Source organism: Blastococcus sp. SYSU D00868, from assembly GCF_054050575.1.
Genome location: NZ_JBJGZO010000001.1, coordinates 110,127 through 129,442, shown reverse-complemented (window position 1 = coordinate 129,442; position 19,316 = coordinate 110,127). Strand labels below are relative to the sequence as shown.

Genomic DNA, 19,316 nt, shown 5'->3' with positions numbered 1-19,316 from the left:
AAACCCCTCGTGCCGCGGGCACGGAGGGGTGAGCGCGTCGGTCGAGGACCGACGCGCTAGGCGACTACGAGCTGCGGGCAGGCGGTTCGCACGCGCCCACTGTGCGCCTCCGCCGCCCTGCTCGTCAACCGAGCTGTCCCGCCAGGTGGACGGTGTCGTGCGTGTCGTGGGACACGTCCGGGTCCGGCCGGCCCAACGCCGCCGGGTCGAACCCGTCGACCAGGGCGGCCACCGCGCCGGCGTCCACCGGCCGGCCGAGCAGGAAGCCCTGCAGGAACCGGCAGCCCAGCGCGGCGAGCTCGCCGAGCTGCGCCGGGGTCTCCACGCCCTCGGCGACGATGTCCAGGCCCAGGGTGCGGCCGAGGTCGACCACGCCGGCCACCAGCGCGGCGCGGCGCGGGTCGGTGTCGATGCCGGTGACGAAGCCGCGGTCCATCTTCAGCACGTCGACCGGCAGGCCGGCGAGCTGGGTGAGCGAGGACGCGCCCCGGCCGAAGTCGTCCAGGGAGATGACGCAGCCGAGGTCGGACAGCTCGGCCAGGGTGCTGCGCAGCAGGTCGGCGTCGTCGGTGAACACCGACTCGGTGAGCTCGATCATCAGCCGGTCGGCGGGCAGCCCGGCGCGCTCGAGCGCCACCGTCACGTCCTCGACCAGGCAGCGGGCCTGGACGTGCAGCGCGGACACGTTCACGCCCAGCCGCAGGTCGCGGCCGCCGGCCACCAGCCGGGCGTGGTCGGCCGTCGCCGTCCGGATCACCCAGCGCTGCAGCGGCACGATGAGGCCGTCCTCCTCGGCGAGGGCGACGAACTCCTCCGGCGAGACCGGCCCGAGCTCGGGGTGGTCCCAGCGGACCAGCGCCTCCAGGCCCAGGACGCGGCGCTCGGCGACGCCGACGACGGGCTGGTAGACGACCCGCAGCTCCTCGCGCTCGAGGGCCAGCGGAAGGTCGCGGGCGAGCCGGCTGCGCCGGCCGGTCTCCTCGACGATCGCCTGGCCGCAGGCGCGCACGCCGTTCTTGCCGTTCGCCTTCGCCGTCCGCAGCGCCAGGTCGGCGTGGCGCATGGTGGCCGAGGCGTCCCCGTGCCGGCCGATCTCGGCGACGCCGATGCTGGCGGAGACGTGCAGCGGGGGCCCGTCGGCCGGCCCGCCGCCGGGGCCGGACGGCCCGGCCGGGAAGCGGTGGGTGCGGTCCAGGACCGCGACCAGCCGCTCGGCCAGCGCCAGCGCCTCGTCGGGGCCGGAGTCGACGACGAGGGCGAACTCGTCCCCGCCGAGACGGGCGACCAGGTCGCCGTCCCGGGCGGCGCCGGAGAGGTGGCCGGCCACCTCCTGCAGCAGCGCGTCGCCGGCGTCGTGCCCGGCCACGTCGTTGACCGACTTGAAGCCGTCGAGGTCCAGCAGCAGCAGGCAGGCGCGGGAGCCGGCCGCGGTGCGGGCGACCGCGGCCTCGAGCGCCGCCATGAGCCGGGCCCGGTTGGGCAGGCCGGTGAGGAAGTCGGTGTAGGCCAGCCGCTCGAGCTCGCGCTGGGTGGTGCTGCGCTCGGTGACGTCGCGCAGGTGCAGCACCAGGCTGCCGGCGTCGCGGTCCGGGGCGGCGCCGAGCACCTCGACGTCGTGCCACGCGCCGGACCGGGCGCCCAGCCGCACGGTGACCGGCAGCTCCACGGCCGCCCCCGAGCCCACGGCCGCGGCCAGCCGCGCCAGCGCGCTGCGGTGCGAGACGTGCAGCAGCGCGCCCAGGGAGCGCCCGGCCAGCTCGTCGGCGTGCCAGCCGAGCTGCTCGGCCACCGGTCCCGACGCCCAGCGGACCCGGCCGGAGGCGTCGAGGACGACGGTGACGGCGTCGCCGCTGTGCACCAGCGCGCGGAACCGGCGCTCGGTGTTCTGCAGCCGCCGGGTGAGCCGGTGGGCGTCCAGCGCCCACAGCAGGGTGCGCACCGACATCAGGCCGACCACGACCAGCCCGCCGGCGCCCTCGGCGGCGGTCAGCGGGCGGCCGAGGGCCGCCCCGCCGGTGAGGACGGCGAGCAGGACGCCGGCCGTGGCCAGCGCGGCCAGCCCGCCGCGCAGCGGGAGGGTGCGGTGCGCCGGCGGACCGGCGGGCTCGCCGGAGTCGGCGGCCGCGCCGCGGACCGCGGCGGCGAGCATGGCCATCCACGCCAGCTCGCTGAGCAGGTTGGGCAGCACCGCGCCGGTGGTCCGGCCCAGCGCTCCCCCGACGGCCACGAGCGCCATCGCGGAGAAGGCCACCAGCAGCCAGGTGGCGGCCGCGCGCCGCGGCTCGGCCACGGCGGTCACGGGGACCAGGCCGATGCCGCAGAGCACGGCGCCGACGAGCGGGTAGCCGAAGGAGATCAGCTGCTGCGCCGGGGTGCCGCCGGAGCCGAACAGGCTCCCGAGGACGACGTCGCCGAGCACCGCCAGCGACACGGTGACGACCACGCCGTCGACGAGGACCCGGGAGCCGACGCGGCGGCCGGCGCGCGGCGGCAGCAGCCAGAACGCGCCGAGGACCGCGACGGGCACCGCGGCCAGCATCGGCAGGTCCTCCGGTCCGCCGGCCGCCCCCGGGGCGCCGGTCCGGACGGCCGCCAGCACCTGGCCCACGGCGAGCAGCGCCGCCGCGACGGCCAGCGCCCGCCACGGCCGGCCCGAGCGGCCGGGCCGGCCCACCCCGAGGACGAACAGCCGGGCCGAGCCCGCGGCCGAGGCGACGGCGAGGCAGACGGACACCAGCCGGGGGCCGGCCGGCGCACCGGAGAGCTCCAGGACGGCGCAGGCGGCCCCGAGCAGGGCCAGCAGCGCACCGAGGGCCACCGTGCCCCGGGAGCGGGCGGGGGCGGCGGTCACCGGGAGCCGACCAGGCCCGGCCAGAGCGTGCCGGCGCCGGTCTCCAGCAGCTGGGTGAGCTCGGACAGCCGCAGCGGGCGGGCCAGCAGGAAGCCCTGCGCGAAGCCGCAGCCCAGGGCCCGCAGCGCGCCGAGCTGGGCCGGGGTCTCCACGCCCTCGGCGACCACGTCGAGGCCCAGCGCCCGGCCGATGGCCACCACGGACTCGACCAGCGCGCGGCTGCGCGGGTGCCGGTCGACGCGGGCCACGAAGTCGCGGTCGAGCTTGAGCACGTCGATGGGCAGGGCGCCGAGGTGGGCGAGCGAGGAGTGCCCGGAGCCGAAGTCGTCCAGGGCGACGTGCACGCCCATGAGCCGCAGCGCCTCGACGTCGACGGCGATGTCGTCGGTGTCGGCCAGCAGCGTGGCCTCGGTGATCTCCAGGATGAGGCGTTCGGGGGCCAGCCCGGTCGCCTGCAGGACGGCGGCGACGTCGCCGACCAGGGTGCGGGCGGCCACGTGCGAGGCGGAGATGTTGACGCCCAGCCGCAGCGGCGCGTGCAGGGCCGGCAGGCCGACCGCGACCCGCGCGGCGTGCTCCAGCGCCCACCGCTGCAGGTCGCCGATCACGCCGGCGCGCTCGGCGATCGGCACGAACTCCCGCGGCGGGACCTCGCCGAGCTCCGGGTGCCGCCAGCGCAGCAGCGCCTCCACCCCGACGATCCGCTGCTCCGTCAGGGACACGACCGGCTGGAACGCCACGGTGAGCTCGTCGCGGGCGCAGGCCCCGGGGAGGTCCTCGCGCAGCCGCGCGCGCCGCTCGGCGGCCGCGCCCAGCGCGGGCTCGAACCGGCGGGCGCTGCCGCGGCCGGCCCGGCGGGCGGCGCGGACGGCGATCTCGGCCCGCGTCCAGACCTCGCCCAGCGGCGTGCCGGCCTCGAGCGGGACGAGGCCGATGTCGGCGGTGAGGTCGTAGACGCCGGCGGCGGTGGTGATCGGCTGCTCGACCGCCGACAGGCAGCGGTCGGCGAGCAGGTCGCCGGTGCGCGGGTCCCCGGCGGCCAGGACGGCGAACGCGTCGCCGCCCAGGCGGGCGACGGGCTCGTCGCCGCGGACCGTGGCCCGCAGCCGGCGGCCGAGCTCGACCAGCACGGAGGAGGCCAGGTCGCGCCCGGCGTCCTCGCGCACCTCGGCCAGGCCGTCGACCTCGACCAGCAGCAGCGTGGCCGGCTCGCCGGCCGGCCCCGCCGCGGCGGCCAGCCGCTGCTCGATCAGCCGGTCGCAGCCGGCCCGGTTGGGCAGCCCGGTGGTGGGGTCGGTGAAGGCGAGGTCCTCGAGCGCCCGCTCGCGGGCGTGCCGCTCGGTGGTGTCCCGGCAGTGCAGGACGATGCCGCCGACGACGGCGTCGGTGCGCAGGTCGGAGACGCCGGCCTCGACGCGCCGCCAGCTGCCGTCGGCGTGCGGGAGCCGGAGGGTCACCAGCTCGTCGGCGCCGACCTCGGGCTCGCCGGGGCGCAGCGCGCGGGCGACCGGCAGCACGTCGGCGGGGTGGGTGACGGTGAGCAGGTCGCGGCCGGTCAGCGCGGCGCCGGGGCCGAGCAGCCGCTCGACGCTCGGCGAGGACCAGGTGACGCGCAGCGCGCCGTCCAGGATCAGCACGGCGTCGCCGTTGGCCCGGACCAGCGAGCGGAAATAGGCCTCGCTGCGCAGGATCCGGGTGCTCTGCCGGGCCTCGTCGGCGGCGGAGACCCAGCGGTGCACGCCGGCGAGCGCGACGCAGACGACGGCGCCGACGACGGTCGCCGGCGACGGCTGCAGGCCGCACAGCCAGGTGACCCCCACGCCGAGGACGGCGACGAGCATCGCCAGGTGCGGCAGGACGGAGCCGAGCCGCAGGGACCGGGCGGTGCGCGGGGGCGTCCCGGCGGTCGCCGGCCCGGGGTCGGTGGTGGCCGCCAGGGCGAGCAGGGCCAGCCCGGCGACGACGAGGAAGCGGCTGACCGTGACGGCGCCGTCCAGGCCGTTGAGCGTGCCCGACGTGGCCAGTCCCCGGCCGGCGGTGAGGGACATCGATGCGGCCAGCAGCACCAGCGCCATGGGCTGGCGGTGGCTCTCCACGGCGGCCAGCAGCACCAGCGCCGCCACGAGCATCGCCGAGGTGGCGAGCACGGCGGCGGTGAGGACGAGCCGGCCGGGCAGCGGGGTGGCCGCCCAGGTGCCCTGCGGGCCGAAGACGAGCAGCTGCATGCCGGTCAGGCAGGCGGCGCCGAACAGCGCCGTCTCCACCACGGCGCGGGAACCGCTGCGCAGCCGGTCGCGCGGGACGAGGGTCAGCAGGCCGGCCACGGCCAGCACGTAGCCGGGCACGGTCGGCACCCAGCGCAGCAGGACCGTGTCCAGCGCGCCGGTGGGCCGGACCGCGAGGTAGGCGCTGTAGGCGGCGACGGGGAACAGCGTCGCCGCCACCATCAGCCGCCAGCCGCGGGCGCCGTGCTGGTGGCGCCAGGCGACGCGGGCGATCCAGGCGGCGGCGCCGACGCCGGCGAGGGCCACCGCCACGTCGCCGACCGGTCCGAGACCGGGTACCGCCGCGGCGAGGAGGCAGCCCAGGAGGGCCACGCCGGCGCCCCCGAGCAGGGCCCACCTCTGGCTGTCCACACCGCAGACCTCGGCGGCGGGCGCGGCGGGCTGGAGCCCGGCACGGGCGGGCTCACCCCTTGGAGGGGCGGCCCGCCCGGCCGGGCGGCGCGCTCAGCCGCAGATGGCGCCGGTGGCCGCGGAGCCGACCAGCTTGGCGTACTTGCCCAGGACGCCGGTGGTGTAGCGCGGGGGCAGCGGCTGCCAGCCCTCCTTGCGGCGGGCCAGCTCCTCGTCGTCCACCAGCAGGTCGAGGGTCCGGGTGGTGAGGTCCAGCCGGATCCGGTCGCCGTCGCGGACGAAGGCGATGGGCCCGCCGTCGGTGGCCTCCGGGGCGATGTGCCCGACGCACAGGCCGGTGGTGCCGCCGGAGAACCGGCCGTCGGTGAGCAGCAGCACGTCCTTGCCCAGGCCCGCGCCCTTGATCGCGCCGGTGACGGCGAGCATCTCGCGCATGCCGGGGCCGCCGCGGGGGCCCTCGTAGCGGATGACGACGACGTCGTCGGGCTTCAGCGTGCCCTCGGTGACCGCGTCCATGGCGCCCTGCTCGCCGTCGAAGACCCGTGCGGTGCCCTCGAAGACCTCGGCGTCGAAGCCGGCGGACTTCACCACCGCGCCGTCCGGGGACAGCGAGCCGCGCAGGATGGTCAGGCCGCCGGTCTTGTGGATCGGGTTGCTCATCGCGTGCACGATCGTGCCGTCGAGGTCCGGCGGGGCGATCTCGGCGAGGTTCTCGGCCATGGTCCTGCCGGTCACGGTGAGCGCGTCGCCGTGCAGCAGGCCGGCGTCCAGCAGCGCCCGCAGGACGACGGGCACGCCGCCGACCCGGTCGATGTCGGTCATCACGAACCGGCCGAAGGGCTTCACGTCGGCCAGGTGCGGCGTCCGGTCGCCGATCCGGTTGAAGTCCTCGAGGGTCAGCTCGACCTGGGCCTCGTGCGCCATCGCCAGCAGGTGCAGGACGGCGTTGGTCGAGCCGCCGAGCGCCATGACCACGGTGATCGCGTTCTCGAACGCCTCGCGGGTCATGATCTGCCGGGCGGTGATGCCCTTGCGCAGCAGGTTGACCACGGCCTCGCCGGAGGCGACGGCGAACGCGTCGCGGCGGCTGTCGGGGGCCGGCGGGGCGGCGCTGCCGGGCAGGCTCATGCCCAGGGCCTCGGCGACGCTGGCCATGGTGTTGGCGGTGTACATGCCGCCGCAGGAGCCCATGCCGGGGCAGGCGGCCTTCTCGATCGCCGTCAGCTCGTCCCGGCTGATCTTCCCGGCCGCGCAGGCCCCCACGCCCTCGAAGACGTCGATCAGCGTCAGGTCGCGGTCGCCGAGCTTCCCGGGCAGCGTGGAGCCGGAGTAGAGGAAGACCGCGGCGAGGTCCAGGCGCGCGGCGGCCATGAGCATGCCGGGCAGCGACTTGTCGCAGCCGGCCAGCAGCACCGAGCCGTCGAGCCGCTCGGCGAACATGACCGTCTCGACCGAGTCGGCGATGACCTCGCGGGAGACCAGCGAGGCGCGCATGCCCTCGTGGCCCATCGAGATGCCGTCGGAGACGGAGATGGTGCCGAACTCCAGCGGGTAGCCGCCGGCGGCGTGCACGCCCTCCTTGGCCCGCTTGGCCAGCCGGTCCAGGGAGAGGTTGCACGGGGTGATCTCGTTCCAGGACGAGGCGACGCCGATCTGCGGCTTCTCCCAGTCGTCGTCGCCCATGCCGACCGCGCGCAGCATCGCGCGGGCGGGCGCCTTGGTGATCCCGTCGGTCACCTCGCGGCTGCGGGGCTTGATGTCGGCGATGGCTGTGCGGGGTTCCTCGACGGTCGTCACGACACGTGAGGGTAGGCGCGCGGGCAGGTCCTGCCGAGACAGCGCTGATACTGGTACTGCCACCACCACCCAGCTGTGAGGTCCCGTGACCAGCCCCGCCCGCCGCGAGCTCGGCGAGTTCCTGCGCTCCCGCCGCCACCAGGTCGACCCGGCCACGGTCGGGCTGCCGGTCGTCGGCGCCCGGCGCCGCGCGGGGCTGCGGCGCGAGGAGGTCGCGCTGCTCTCCGGGGTCAGCCACACCTGGTACACGTGGCTGGAGCAGGGCCGCGACATCAACCCGTCGCGGCAGGTCGTCGACGCCCTGGCCCGCACCCTGCGGCTGTCGGCCGCCGAGCACGAGTACGTGCTGCGGCTGACCGGGCACGGCGCGCCCGCCCCCTCGGCCGCGCCTGAGCGGCTGCCCGCCCACCTGCAGCGGCTGCTCGACGCGCTGGGCCCCTCCCCCGCCTACGCCATCACCGCGAGCTGGGCGATCGTCGGCTGGAACGCCGCCTACGCGCGCTTCTACCCGGGCGTCGCGAGCGCCGGCCCGGGCGAGCGCAACCTGCTGTGGCTGGTCTTCACCGACCCGGCGGTCCGGGCGCTGCTCGGGGACTGGGAGACCGACAGCCGGCGCTTCCTCACCCAGTTCCGCGCCGAGGCCGGCGCCCGGCTCAGCGATCCCGAGGTGGTGGCCCTGGTGGCCCGGCTGGAGGCGGCCAGCGAGCACTTCCGCACCGGCTGGGCCAGCCGCGACGTCGACCGGTTCAGCGCCGGCGAGCGGCGGTTCGAGCACCCCGGGGTCGGCACCCTGCTGCTCGAGCACCACCAGCTCACGCCCGCCGACGCCCCCGGCGTGCAGCTGGTCGTCTACACCGCCGAGCCCGGCAGCGAGACCGAGCGGCGGCTGCACCGACTGGCCGGGTGAGTCGTCTGGGAGCATCGGGAGACGTGGCCGCCCCTGCCCGCATGCGCATGAGCCGCACCGCGCTGCTCCCCGTCCTCGTGCTGTTCGTCTGCACGCTCCCGCTGGCCGCCGCCGCGTGGTGGGGCCCGGTGGTGCTGCTCATCCCGCTGCTCGCCGCCGCCTGGGTGCTGCGCGTCGGGGTCGACGTCGACGACGACGCCGTCACCGCGCGCTCGCTGGTCGGCGCGCACCGGGTGCCCTGGGCGGAGCTGGCCGGCATCCGCGTCGGGCAGCGGCGCGGGCTGTGGCTGGTCACCACCGCCGGGACCGAGGTCCGCCTGCCCGTGCTGCGGGCCCGCGACCTGCCCCGGCTCGCCGCGTTGTCGGGCGGCCGGATCGACGTCCCGGCGCCGCCGCGCCGCTGACCGGCGGCGCCCCCTGCGCGCGGCTCGCACGTACTGTCAGAGGGGTGAGGCGCGAGCGCGGACGTCGGGCGTCCCGGCTGGCGTGCGCGCTGCTGCTGACCGCCGTCGTGGCCGGCTGCGGGGACGACGGCGGCTACGAGTCGACCGGTGAGTGGCGGCCGCTGCCCGAGGGCGCGCCGCCCCAGGTCGCCCCGCCGACCGAGGGGCAGGTGCCGGCGCCGCCGTCCGCCCCGCCGTCCGGCCAGCCCGGCGAGGACGCCGACGACCCGAACGTCGTCGCGACCGGCCTGACCGTGCCCACCGGCCTGGCCCTGCTGCCCGACGGCACGGCGCTGGTCGGCGAGCGGGAGACCGGCCGCATCCTGCAGGTGTTCCCCGACCGGTCCCCGGCGCGGGAGCTGATGGTGGTGCCCGGCATCGACACCGCCGGCGACGGCGGCCTCCACGGGCTGGCCCTCTCCCCCACCTTCGACGAGGACGGGCTGGTCTACGCCTACCTGTCGACCGCCACCGACAACCGCGTGGTCCGCTTCCCGCTCGGCGGCACCCCGAACCCGGTGCTCGTCGGCATCCCCCGCGGCGAGGTGCGCAACGGCGGCGCGCTGCTGTTCGGTCTCGACGGCTCGCTGTACGTGGGCACCGGCGACACGGGCAACCCGGCGCTGGCCCAGGACCCGGCGTCGCTGGCCGGCAAGGTGCTGCGCGTCGACGTGTTCGGCCAGCCGGTGGGCGGCGGGCCGGTGTACGGCAGCGGCTTCAGCAACGTGACCGCGCTGTGCCTGGGCGGCGACGAGGCGCTGTACGCCACCGACGACGCCGGCGACCGCGCCGACGAGGTGACCGAGGTGGTCGAGGGCGGCGACGCCGGCTTCCCCGCCGAGCGCCCCGATTCCACCGAGCCGGTGCAGGAGATCGACGGCGCCGCCGGCGGGCTGGCCGGCTGCGCGGTGTCCGGGCCGACCATCCACCTGGGTGCGCTGGAGGGCCGGCGCCTCTACTCGGTCACCCTCGACGGCAGCGGCGCGCCCGTGGCCGAGCCCGAGGAGCTCATCGCCGACCGGTACGGCCGGCTGCGCACCGTCGTCCTCGAGCCGCAGACCGGGGCGCTGTGGATCACGACGTCCAACCGCGACGGCCTCGGCCAGCCCACCGAGGACGACGACCGGGTGCTGCGCATCCTCCCGCCCGGCGCGAGCGGCGAGGAGTCCCCGCTCTGACACCGGACCCGGCGTCCGCCCGGGTCGCGCCGACGGGCGCCCGCCGGTAGGAATCGAGCGGGGCACCGCCCGGGGCCACCCGTCCGAGCCGGACGACGCGCGCGAGGAGGCACGTGACCGCCCCGGTCCTCGACATCGCCCCGTGGGCGGTCCGCGAGCCGCACGTCGACCCCGAGGCGCTCGAGGTCGCCGAGTCCGTCTTCAGCCTGTCGAACGGCTACCTCGGGGTCCGGGGGACGCTCGACGAGGTCGAGCCCCACGGCAGCCGCGGCGTCTACCTCTCGGGGGTCTACGAGACCCATCCGCTCTCCTATCCCGAGGGCGGCTACGGGCATCCCGAGGAGGGGCAGGCGATGCTCACCGTCACCGACGGCACGCCGCTGCGCCTGCTCGTCGACGGGATCCCGTTCGACGTGCGCGAGGCCCGGCCGCAGGTCCACGAGCGCACGCTGGACCTGCGCGCCGGGACCCTGGTGCGCCGGGTGCGCTGGACGGCGCCGTCGGGCACGGCGCTGGAGGTGTCCTCCGAGCGCGTCGTCTCCCTGGCGGAGCGCTCGGTGTGTGCCGTGCGGTACCGGGTCACCGCCCTGGACGGGCCGGCGCACGTCGTGCTGCGCTCGGAGCTCGCCGACGGGGGGACGACGTCCACCGGTGTGGACAACGACGACCCGCGGGTGGCCGAGGCGCTGGACCACGCCTTCGAGCCGCTCGCCCGGGCCTGCACGGACAGCGGTGGCGTCCTCGCGTCCCGGACGCGGCGGTCGGGCATCACGGTCGCGGCCGCGGTGGACCACGTCCTCGAGGGCGGCGCGGTCGGGGACGGGGCGGCCGACGGCGCACGGATGGGCACCCACCTCGACCCGGACCACGTCGTCACCACGGTGGCCGCCGACCTCCGGCCCGGCGAGCACCTCACGCTCGTCAAGGTCGTCGGCTACAGCTGGTCGCACGACCACGCCGCCGACTCCCTCCTGGCCGAGGCGTCGGCGGCGGTCGCCTCGGCGCTCGACCGCGGCTTCGAGGGGCTGCTCGCCGGTCAGCGCGCCGTGCTCGACGACCTGTGGGCGACGGCCGACGTCGAGGTCGACGGCGACCCCGAGCTCCAGCAGGCGCTGCGCTACACCGTCTTCCAGCTGTTCTGCTCCGCGGCCTGCATCTCGGCCGCCCCGGTCGGCGCCAAGGGCCTGACCGGCAGGGGGTACAGCGGCCACACCTTCTGGGACGTCGAGGGCTTCGTCGTGCCCGCGCTGACCCTGCTGCGGCCGAACGCGGCGGCCCGGCTGCTGCGGTGGCGCTCGGCCACGCTCGACCTCGCCCGGGAGCGCGCCCGGACCCTCGGGCTCGCGGGGGCGGCGTTCCCCTGGCGCACGATCAGCGGGCGGGAGGTCTCGGCGTACTGGCCGGCCAGCACGGCGGCGGTGCACCTCGACGCCGACGTCGCCCGCGCCTTCTGGCTGTACCAGAACGTCACCGGCGAGGACCTCGACTCCGTCGGTGGCCTCCCGGTGCTCGTCGAGACGGCACGGCTGTGGATGTCGGTGGGCCACGAGGACGCGCTCGGGGCGTGGCACCTCTTCGGCGTGACGGGCCCGGACGAGTACACCGGCGTCGTCGACGACAACGTGTTCACCAACGTGATGGCCCGGCGCAACCTGCGGCGGGCCGCCGAGGCGTGCCGGCGGCTGCAGGCGCGGGCGGCGGAACTGGGCGTCGACTCCGCCGAGACCTCCGCCTGGTGCGCCGCCGCCGACGCCGTGCACGTGCCGTGGGACGCCGGTCTGGGCGTGCACCCCCTGAACACGAACTTCACCTCCTACCGGGAGTGGCCCTTCGCCGCCGAGCGCGACTCCTACCCGGTCCAGGAGCACCAGCACTACGCGCGCATCTACCGGCACCAGGTGCTCAAGCAGGCCGACCTCGTGCTCGCCCTGTGGTGGTGCCGCGAGGACTTCACCGCCGACGAGGTCGCCCGGGACCTGGACTACTACGAGGCCCGGACGGTCCGCGACTCCTCGCTGTCGGCCGCCGTCCAGGCGGTCGTGTGCGCCCAGGCGCAGCACCCCGACCTCGCCCTGCGGTACCTGCGGGAGTGCGCGCTGGTGGACCTGCGGGACGTGCAGGGCGACACCGCCAAGGGCCTGCACATGGCGGCCGCGGCAGGGGCGTGGCTGGCGCTCGCCGCGGGGCTCGGTGGGCTCCGCGAGGACGGCGAGGAGCTGGAGCTCGCGCCCCTGCTGCCCTCGTCGCTGTCCCGGACCGCGTACTCCGTCACCTGGCGGGGCAGGCAGCTCCGCGTCGAGACGACGCGGGAGGGCACCACGGTCACGCTGGTCCGCGGCGAGGAGCCGCTGACCGTCGTCGTGGACGGGACCCGGCTGCCGGTCACGGCCGCCGGCCCCGTGCGGGTGCCGCTGCGCAGCCCCGCGCCGCTCCTCGACGAGCCGCGGCAGCCGCCCGGCCGCGAGCCGCGCACGTGAGGCCGTGCCCCGGCCCCGGTGACGCCCCCTCGGGCGGCGTCACCGGGGCTCGAGGTCCTCAGCTGCCGACGACGCGCTCCTCGAGCATCCGCCTGACGGTGGCCGCGTCGGCCTTGCCGCGGGTGGCCTTCATGACCGCGCCGACCAGCGCGCCCAGCGCCTGGACCTTGCCGCCGCGGACCTTCTCCACGACGTCGGGCGCCCCGGCGATCGCCGCCTCCACGGCGGCCACCAGCTCGTCGGACTCGCCCATGACGGCCAGCCCGCGGGCCTCGACGACCTGCCGCGGGTCGCCCTCGCCGGCCAGCACGCCGTCGAGGGTCTGCCGCGCGAGCTGGTCGTTGATCGTGCCCTCGGCCACCAGCGCGGTCAGCTCCGCGACCTGCGCCGGGGTGACCGCCAGCTCGCCGAGCTCCACGCCGGCGTCGTTCGCGCGGCGGGCGAGCTCGCCCAGCCACCACTTGCGCGCGTCGGCCGGCGAGGCGCCGGCGGCCACGGTGTCGGAGACCAGGCCGAGCGCGCCGGCGTTGACCAGCCACGCCATCTCCGTCGCCGACAGGCCCCACTCGGCCTGCAGCCGCGTCCGGCGGGCGGCGGGCAGCTCCGGCAGCTCGGCGGCGAGCTTCTCCACCCACTCCGCGTCGGGGGCCAGCGGCACGAGGTCGGGCTCGGGGAAGTACCGGTAGTCGGTCGCCTCCTCCTTGCTGCGCCCCGGCGAGGTGCTGCCGGTGTCCTCGTGGAAGTGCCGGGTCTCCTGCAGCACCCGCCCGCCGTCGTCGAGGACGGCGGCCTGCCGGCGCATCTCGTAGCGCACCGCCCGCTCCACCGAGCGCAGCGAGTTGACGTTCTTGGTCTCTGTGCGGGTGCCCCACTCGAGGCTGCCGATCGGCGCGAGCGAGGTGTTCACGTCGCAGCGCAGGCTGCCCTGCTCCATCCGGACGTCGGAGGCGCCGAGCGTCTGGATGATCTCGCGCAGCTCGGTGACGTAGGCGCGGGCCACCTCGGGGGCCTTCGCGCCGGTGCCGGGGATCGGCCGGGTGACGATCTCGACCAGCGGGATGCCCGCGCGGTTGAAGTCGACCAGCGAGTAGTCGGCCCCGTGGATGCGCCCGGTGGCGCCGCCCACGTGCAGGTTCTTGCCGGTGTCCTCCTCGAGGTGCACCCGCTCGATCTCCACCCGGTACGTCTCGCCGTCCACCTCGACGTCCAGGTGACCCGCGGTGCACAGCGGCTCGTCGTACTGGCTGGTCTGGAAGCCCTTGGGGATGTCCGGGTAGAAGTAGTTCTTCCGCGCGAACCGCGACCAGCTCGCGATGCGGCAGCCCAGCGCGAGGCCGATGCGGATGGTCGCCTCGATCGCCGCGGCGTTGGCCACCGGCAGCGAGCCGGGCAGGCCGAGGCACACCGGGCAGGTCTGGGTGTTGGGCTCGGCGCCGAAGGTGGTGGCGCAGCCGCAGAACATCTTCGACTCGGTGCCGAGCTCGACGTGGGTCTCCAGGCCGATGACCGGCTCGTAGCGGGTCAGCAGCTCGTCGAACTCGACCAGCCGGTCGGTTCCCTGGGTGGTGGTCACGGTGTGGTGTCCCCCTTCGGGAGGGACCGCCCGGTCAGCCATGCACCGGCTCCGGTGAGCAGTCCGAGGACGATGAAGACGGCGAACACGGCCTTGCCGCTGATGATCCAGAGCACGGCGCCGGCGACGACGACGAAGGCGGTCAGCGCCCACGCCGCCTTGAGCGGCCCGTTCACGACGCCTCCTCGCTGGCGCTCGTCGGCCTCGTGCACGGGCCCGTTGCTCCGCCTCCGCATGAGCTCGCACGCTCGCTCATGAACCGGCCCCCGCCCGGGTCGGCAGCTCGTCGAGCAGCCGGTGACCGCGGGCGCTGTCGAGGGCGGCCTCGACCGCGGCCGCCAGCGAGTAGCAGCGGTCGTCGGCCAGGGCCGGCGCCATGATCTGCAGGCCCACGGGCAGCCCGTCGGACAGCCCGCAGGGCACCGACGTCGCCGGCAGCCCGGCCAGGCTGGCCGGCAGCGTGCACAGGTCGGCGGCGTACATGGCCAGCGGGTCGTCCACGCGGGTGCCCAGCGGGAACGCGACCGTGGGGGTGGTCGGGCTGACCAGGACGTCGACGTCGTCGAACGCCGCGGTGAAGTCGCGGGTGATGAGCGTCCGCACCTTCTGCGCCTGGCCGTAGTAGGCGTCGTAGTAGCCGGCCGACAAGGCGTAGGTGCCGAGGATGATCCGGCGCTTCACCTCGGGGCCGAAGCCCTGCTCGCGGGTCAGCGCCATGACCTCGTCGAGGTCGTGCCGGCCGTCGTCGGCGACGCGGATGCCGAACCGCATGCCCTCGAACCGGGCCAGGTTCGACGACGCCTCGCTCGGCGCGATCAGGTAGTACGCCGGCAGCGCCAGGTCGAAGCTCGGGCAGGAGATCTCGCGGACCTCCGCGCCCATGCCCTCCATGAGCTGCACCGCCTCGGCCACGCGGGCGAGCACGCCCTCCTCGTAGCCGTCGGTGTGCCCCTCGCCGCCGAGCTCCCGGACGACGCCGACCCTCAGGCCCTTCAGGTCGCCGGCCGCGCCGCGGCGGGCGCACTCGGCCAGCGGCGGCAGCGGGGCGTCGATGCTGGTGGAGTCGCGCGGGTCGTGCCCGCCGATCGCCTCGTGCAGGACGGCGGCGTCGAGCACCGTGCGGGCCATCGGGCCGGCCTGGTCCAGGCTCGAGGAGAACGCGATGAGGCCGTAGCGGGACACCGAGCCGTAGGTGGGCTTGTGCCCGACCAGCCCGGTCACCGCCGCCGGCTGGCGGATCGAGCCGCCGGTGTCGGTGCCCAGCGCCCACGGCGCCAGGCCGCCGGCGACGGCCGCGGACGAGCCGCCGGAGGAGCCGCCGGGGATCCGGGACAGGTCCCACGGGTTGCGGGTGACCCGGTAGGCGGAGTTCTCCGTCGAGCTGCCCATGGCGAACTCGTCCATGTTGGTCTTGCCCAGCAGGACCGTGCCGGCGTCCTTGAGCCGGCGAGCCACCGTCGCGTCGTACGGCGGCCGCCAGCCCTCGAGGATCCGCGAGCCGCTGGTGGTGGGCACGCCCTCGGTCACGACGACGTCCTTGAGCGCCACCGGCAGGCCGGCCAGCGGGCCCAGCCCCTCCCCCGCGGCCCGGGCGGCGTCGACGGCGGCGGCCTGCCGCAGCGCGGCCTCGGGGTCGACGTGCAGGTAGGCGCCCACGGCGCCGTCCTCGGCCTCGATCCGGTCGAGGAAGGCCCGGGTGGCCTCGACGGAGGAGAGCTCGCCGGCGCCCAGCCGGCGGCCCAGCTCGGCGGCGTCCAGTTCGGTCAGCTCGGTCACCGTCACTCCTCCCCCAGGATCCGCGGCACGCGGAAGCGGTCGTCCTCGGCCGCGGGCGCGGCGGCGAGGACGACGTCGCGCGGCAGGCACGGGGTGGTCACGTCGGGGCGGGACACGTTGGTCAGCGGCACCGCGTGGGTGGTGGGGGCGACGTCCTCGACGTCGGCCTTGCCCACCTGGGCGACCGCGTCGAGCACCGCGCCGAGCTGGCCGGCGAAGCGGTCGAGCTCGTCCTCGGAGAGGGCGAGGCGGGACAGCCGCGCGAGGTGCGCGATGTCATCTCGCCCCAGGGCTTCCTTCGCTGACGGGGTGCTCATGCTGTGGCGGGACTCCACTCCTGCGCCGTCCCGCCGCGGGCCCGGACCGGAGGGTGCGGGGACGTGCGGGACCGGGATACCAACCCCGCCACTGTACGTGGGCCGCCCGCGGCGGTTCCGTGGCCGACGCCGCTGCCGGCGCTGCTCGACCCGGCGGGGGCCCATGGGGGAAGCTGACCGTCGTCTGCCGATCGACGACGATCGACCCGCACCGAGGGACGCCCGGAGGAACCGTGTCCTATCTCCTGCGGCTGGTCGTCCCCGACCGGCCCGGCATCCTCGGCGCCGTCGCGACCGCGCTCGGCACCGCCGGGGTCGACATCGTGTCCGTCGACGTCCTCGAGCGCGGCGGCGGCGTCGCCGTCGACGACATCGTCATCGACCTGCCGCCCGACCGGCTGCCCGACAGCCTGATCACCGCCGCCCAGGCCGTGCCCGGGGTGCAGGTCGAGTCGCTGCGGCCGTTCTCCGGCCCGCTGGACACCCACCGGGAGCTGGAGCTGCTCGAGGCGCTGTCCCGGGCCGCCGACGGCACCGCGGTGAAGCTGCTCGCCGCGGAGCTGCCCCGCGTCTTCACCAGCGGCTGGGCCGCGGTCCTCACCGGCGGGGACGGCGCCTGCGAGGTGCTGGCCGCCTCCGACGCGGCGCCGGCCCTCGACGGGATGACGCTGCCCTGGCTGCCGCTGGAGGTGCCGCGGCTGCTGCCCAGCGAGGACGACTGGCTGCCCGAGCGGTGGCGCGAGCTGGCCGTCGAGATGATGGCGACGCCGTTCGGGTCGCCGCGCACCGCGGTCGTCGTCGGCCGGTCCGGCGGGCCGGCGTACCGGCGGTCGGAGCTGCTGCGGCTGGTGCACCTGACCGGCATCGCCGCGACCGTGGCGCACCTCCCCCCGGCCTGAGCCGCCGCCCCGGCCCGGGCCGTCGGCCCCGGCCCGGGTCGTCGGCCCCGGTCCCGCACCGTTGCCCCCCGGGCGGCCACCCGGGCGCCCGGAACGGCCGCCCGGGGGACGACGCCCGGTCAGGCCCCGGCGGGAGCGTCCTCGGCGGGCGCCGGGCCCTCGGCGGGCGCCGGGCCCTCGGCGAGCGCCGGGCCCTCGGCGGGCGCCGGGCCCTCGGCGGGCGCGTCCCCGGCCGGTGCGGGGGCCTCGGCCGGTGCCGGGGCCCCGGCGGGCTCGCTGCCGTCGCCGATCGTGGCCACCGCCCGGGCGGCGTCCGGGCCCTCGTCGAGCAGCACCCGGAAGCCGTCGTCGTCCAGGATCGGCGCCTTGACCTGCACCGCCTTGTCGTACTTGCTGCCCGGGTCGGCGCCGACCACGACGAAGCCGGTCTTCTTGCTGACCGAGCCGGTGACCTTGCCGCCGCGCTCCTGGATGGCGGCGATGGCCTGGTCGCGGCTGAGGTCCCGCAGCGACCCGGTCACCACGACGGTGACGCCGGTCAGCGGGCCGGGCCCGGCGTCGGTGCCCTCGTCGGCCATCCGCACCCCCGCGGCCCGCCACTTCTCGACCACCTCGCGGTGCCAGTCGACGGCGAACCACTCCCGCACCGAGCGCGCGATCGTCGGCCCGACCCCGTCGGCCGCGGCCAGCTCCTCCTCGGTCGCCTCCGCGATCCGGTCCAGCGAGCGGAAGTCACGCGCCAGCGCCTGCGCCGCGGTGGGCCCGACGTGCCGGATCGACAGCGCGACCAGCACCCGCCACAGCGGCACCTCCTTGCGGGTCTGCAGGTTGGCCAGCAGCTTCTGCCCGTTGGCCGAGAGCGTGCCGTCCTTCTTCGTGTAGAAGTCCGAGCGCTGGAGCTTCTCGGCGTCGAGGGAGAACAGGTCGCCCTCGTCCTGCAGCAGCCCGCTCTGCAGCAGCGAGATCGACGCCTCGTAGCCGAGGTTCTCGATGTCGAAGGCCCCGCGGCCGGCGACGTGGAACACGCGCTCCCGCAGCTGCGCCGGGCACGAGCGCGCGTTCGGGCAGCGGATGTCGGCGTCGCCCTCCTTCTCCGGGCGCAGCTCGGTGCCGCACTCGGGGCAGTGCGTCGGCATCTCGAACGCCCGCTCCTCGCCGGTCCGCGCCGCGACGACCGGGCCGAGCACCTCGGGGATCACGTCGCCGGCCTTGCGGATGACGACCGTGTCGCCGATCAGCACGCCCTTGCGGACCACCTCCGAGGCGTTGTGCAGGGTGGCCAGCTGCACCGTCGACCCGGCGACCTTCACCGGCTCCATGTAGGCGAACGGCGTCACCCGCCCGGTCCGGCCCACGTTCACCCGGATGTCGAGCAGCTTGGTGGTGGCCTCCTCCGGCGGGTACTTGAAGGCGATCGCCCACCGCGGCGCCCGGGAGGTCGACCCGAGCCGGCGCTGCAGCGCCACCTGGTCGACCTTGACGACGACGCCGTCGATCTCGTGCTCCACCGAGTGCCGCTGCTCGCGGTACCGCTCGACGTAGGCCCACACGCCCTCGAGGTCGTCGACCACCTCGAACCGCTCGCTGGTCGGCAGGCCGAGCTCGCGCAGCCGGGCGTAGGCCTGCGACTGGCGCTCGGGCTGCCAGCCGTCGTGCGCGCCGAGGCCGTGCACGATCAGCCGCAGCCGCCGGGACGCGGTCACCCGCGGGTCCTTCTGCCGCAGCGAGCCGGCCGCGGCGTTGCGCGGGTTGGCGAACGGCGCCTTGCCCTGCTCGACCATCGAGGCGTTCAGGTCGGCGAAGGCCTCGACCGGGAAGTAGATCTCGCCGCGGACCTCCAGCCGCTCCGGCACGTCCTCCCCCGCCAGCTGCTGCGGGACGTCGCCCATCGTGCGCACGTTGGCGGTCACGTCCTCGCCGGTGACGCCGTCGCCCCGGGTGGCGGCGCGGACCAGCCGGCCCCGCTCGTACAGCAGCGCGACCGCGAGCCCGTCGATCTTCAGCTCGCACAGCCAGCTCACCCCGGTGCCCGCGTCCCGCTCCACGCGCGCGGCCCACGCCGACAGCTCGTCGCTGCTGAAGACGTTGTCCAGGCTCTGCATCCGCTCCAGGTGCTGCACCGGGGCGAACGTGGCCGTGAAGCCGCCGTTGACCTTCTGGCTCGGCGAGTCCGGCGTGACCAGCGCGGGGTGCGCGGCCTCGATCGCCCGGAGCTCGGCCATCCGCTCGTCGTACTGGCCGTCGCTGACCAGCGGCGCGTCCTGCACGTAGTAGGCGAAGGCGTACCGGTCGAGCTCCTCGGCGAGGTCCCGGTGGCGCGTGCGCGCCTCGTCGGGCACCTCGGTGAGGTCCTCGCGGTCGACGGGAGCGGCGACCTGCGGGGTGTCGACGGCGGTCTCGGCGTCCGTGCTCACCCGGGAACCGTATCCAGCGGTACCGACAGCGATGCGCCCTCCGCCCGA

At 76.3% G+C, this 19,316-nt stretch carries 13 protein-coding genes; 5 read left to right on the top strand and 8 right to left on the bottom strand.

What is annotated here, in order from left to right; translation table 11 throughout:
* Positions 1-124: 124 nt before the first annotated feature.
* The 3 genes from ACI79F_RS00570 to ilvD all read right to left on the bottom strand — a co-directional run bounded on the left by ACI79F_RS00570 (position 125) and on the right by ilvD (position 7,284).
* Complete coding sequence (locus ACI79F_RS00570; RefSeq protein WP_456543739.1) at positions 125-2,851, bottom strand: putative bifunctional diguanylate cyclase/phosphodiesterase; 2,727 nt, start codon at positions 2,849-2,851, stop codon at positions 125-127.
* Entirely contained in the window at positions 2,848-5,487 is a 2,640-nt protein-coding gene (locus ACI79F_RS00565; protein WP_456543740.1) for a putative bifunctional diguanylate cyclase/phosphodiesterase, read from the bottom strand. The genes ACI79F_RS00570 and ACI79F_RS00565 overlap by 4 nt, the downstream gene beginning before the upstream one ends.
* A 93-nt stretch (positions 5,488-5,580) precedes the next feature.
* The gene (gene ilvD / locus ACI79F_RS00560) at positions 5,581-7,284 is read right to left on the bottom strand and encodes a dihydroxy-acid dehydratase (RefSeq protein ID WP_456543741.1); all 1,704 of its coding nucleotides are present in this window, start codon (positions 7,282-7,284) and stop codon (positions 5,581-5,583) included.
* A gap of 85 nt (positions 7,285-7,369) precedes the next feature.
* Here ilvD and ACI79F_RS00555 point away from each other — a divergent pair, with 85 nt between their 5' ends.
* The 4 genes from ACI79F_RS00555 (at position 7,370) to ACI79F_RS00540 (ending at position 12,289) form a co-directional block, all read left to right on the top strand.
* On the top strand, positions 7,370-8,191 hold the full coding sequence (locus ACI79F_RS00555) for a helix-turn-helix transcriptional regulator (protein WP_456543742.1): 822 nt from the start codon (positions 7,370-7,372) through the stop codon (positions 8,189-8,191).
* A 23-nt stretch (positions 8,192-8,214) separates the two neighbouring features.
* Positions 8,215-8,595 (top strand): PH domain-containing protein, encoded by a 381-nt coding sequence (locus ACI79F_RS00550; protein ID WP_456543743.1) that lies wholly within the window; start codon positions 8,215-8,217, stop codon positions 8,593-8,595.
* A 44-nt stretch (positions 8,596-8,639) separates the two neighbouring features.
* Positions 8,640-9,812: a PQQ-dependent sugar dehydrogenase gene (locus ACI79F_RS00545; protein WP_456543744.1), complete on the top strand. Its 1,173-nt coding sequence runs from the start codon at positions 8,640-8,642 to the stop codon at positions 9,810-9,812.
* A 113-nt stretch (positions 9,813-9,925) separates the two neighbouring features.
* On the top strand, positions 9,926-12,289 hold the full coding sequence (locus ACI79F_RS00540; RefSeq protein WP_456543745.1) for a glycoside hydrolase family 65 protein: 2,364 nt from the start codon (positions 9,926-9,928) through the stop codon (positions 12,287-12,289).
* 58 nt (positions 12,290-12,347) lie between these two features.
* Here ACI79F_RS00540 and gatB read toward each other — a convergent pair whose 3' ends face one another.
* From gatB to gatC, 4 genes are all read right to left on the bottom strand, one after another.
* Positions 12,348-13,862 (bottom strand): Asp-tRNA(Asn)/Glu-tRNA(Gln) amidotransferase subunit GatB, encoded by a 1,515-nt coding sequence (gene gatB, locus ACI79F_RS00535; protein WP_456543746.1) that lies wholly within the window; start codon positions 13,860-13,862, stop codon positions 12,348-12,350.
* Positions 13,859-14,038, bottom strand: coding sequence for a hypothetical protein (locus tag ACI79F_RS00530; protein WP_456543747.1), 180 nt, complete (start codon positions 14,036-14,038; stop codon positions 13,859-13,861). The genes gatB and ACI79F_RS00530 overlap by 4 nt, the downstream gene beginning before the upstream one ends.
* A 76-nt stretch (positions 14,039-14,114) precedes the next feature.
* Positions 14,115-15,638 carry an Asp-tRNA(Asn)/Glu-tRNA(Gln) amidotransferase subunit GatA gene (gene gatA, locus ACI79F_RS00525; RefSeq protein WP_456543748.1) on the bottom strand — a complete coding sequence of 508 codons (1,524 nt, stop codon included), beginning with the start codon at positions 15,636-15,638 and terminating at the stop codon, positions 14,115-14,117.
* A 2-nt stretch (positions 15,639-15,640) separates the two neighbouring features.
* Positions 15,641-15,955 (bottom strand): Asp-tRNA(Asn)/Glu-tRNA(Gln) amidotransferase subunit GatC, encoded by a 315-nt coding sequence (gene gatC / locus ACI79F_RS00520; protein ID WP_456543749.1) that lies wholly within the window; start codon positions 15,953-15,955, stop codon positions 15,641-15,643.
* Positions 15,956-16,188: 233 nt separating this feature from the next.
* Here gatC and ACI79F_RS00515 point away from each other — a divergent pair, with 233 nt between their 5' ends.
* A complete protein-coding gene (locus ACI79F_RS00515) occupies positions 16,189-16,854 on the top strand; it encodes an ACT domain-containing protein (protein WP_456543750.1) in 666 nt (221 codons plus the stop codon).
* 119 nt (positions 16,855-16,973) lie between these two features.
* On the opposite strand, the gene ligA is transcribed toward ACI79F_RS00515, so the two are convergent.
* Positions 16,974-19,268, bottom strand: a complete 2,295-nt coding sequence (ligA, locus tag ACI79F_RS00510; RefSeq protein ID WP_456543751.1) for an NAD-dependent DNA ligase LigA — start codon at positions 19,266-19,268, stop codon at positions 16,974-16,976.
* Positions 19,269-19,316: the final 48 nt, after the last annotated feature.

What these genes read in the sequence shown, in the direction of transcription:
- gatC (WP_456543749.1), bottom strand. Translation starts at nt 15,955, where the DNA reads ATGAGCACCCCGTCAGCGAAGGAAGCCCTGGGGCGAGATGACATCGCG.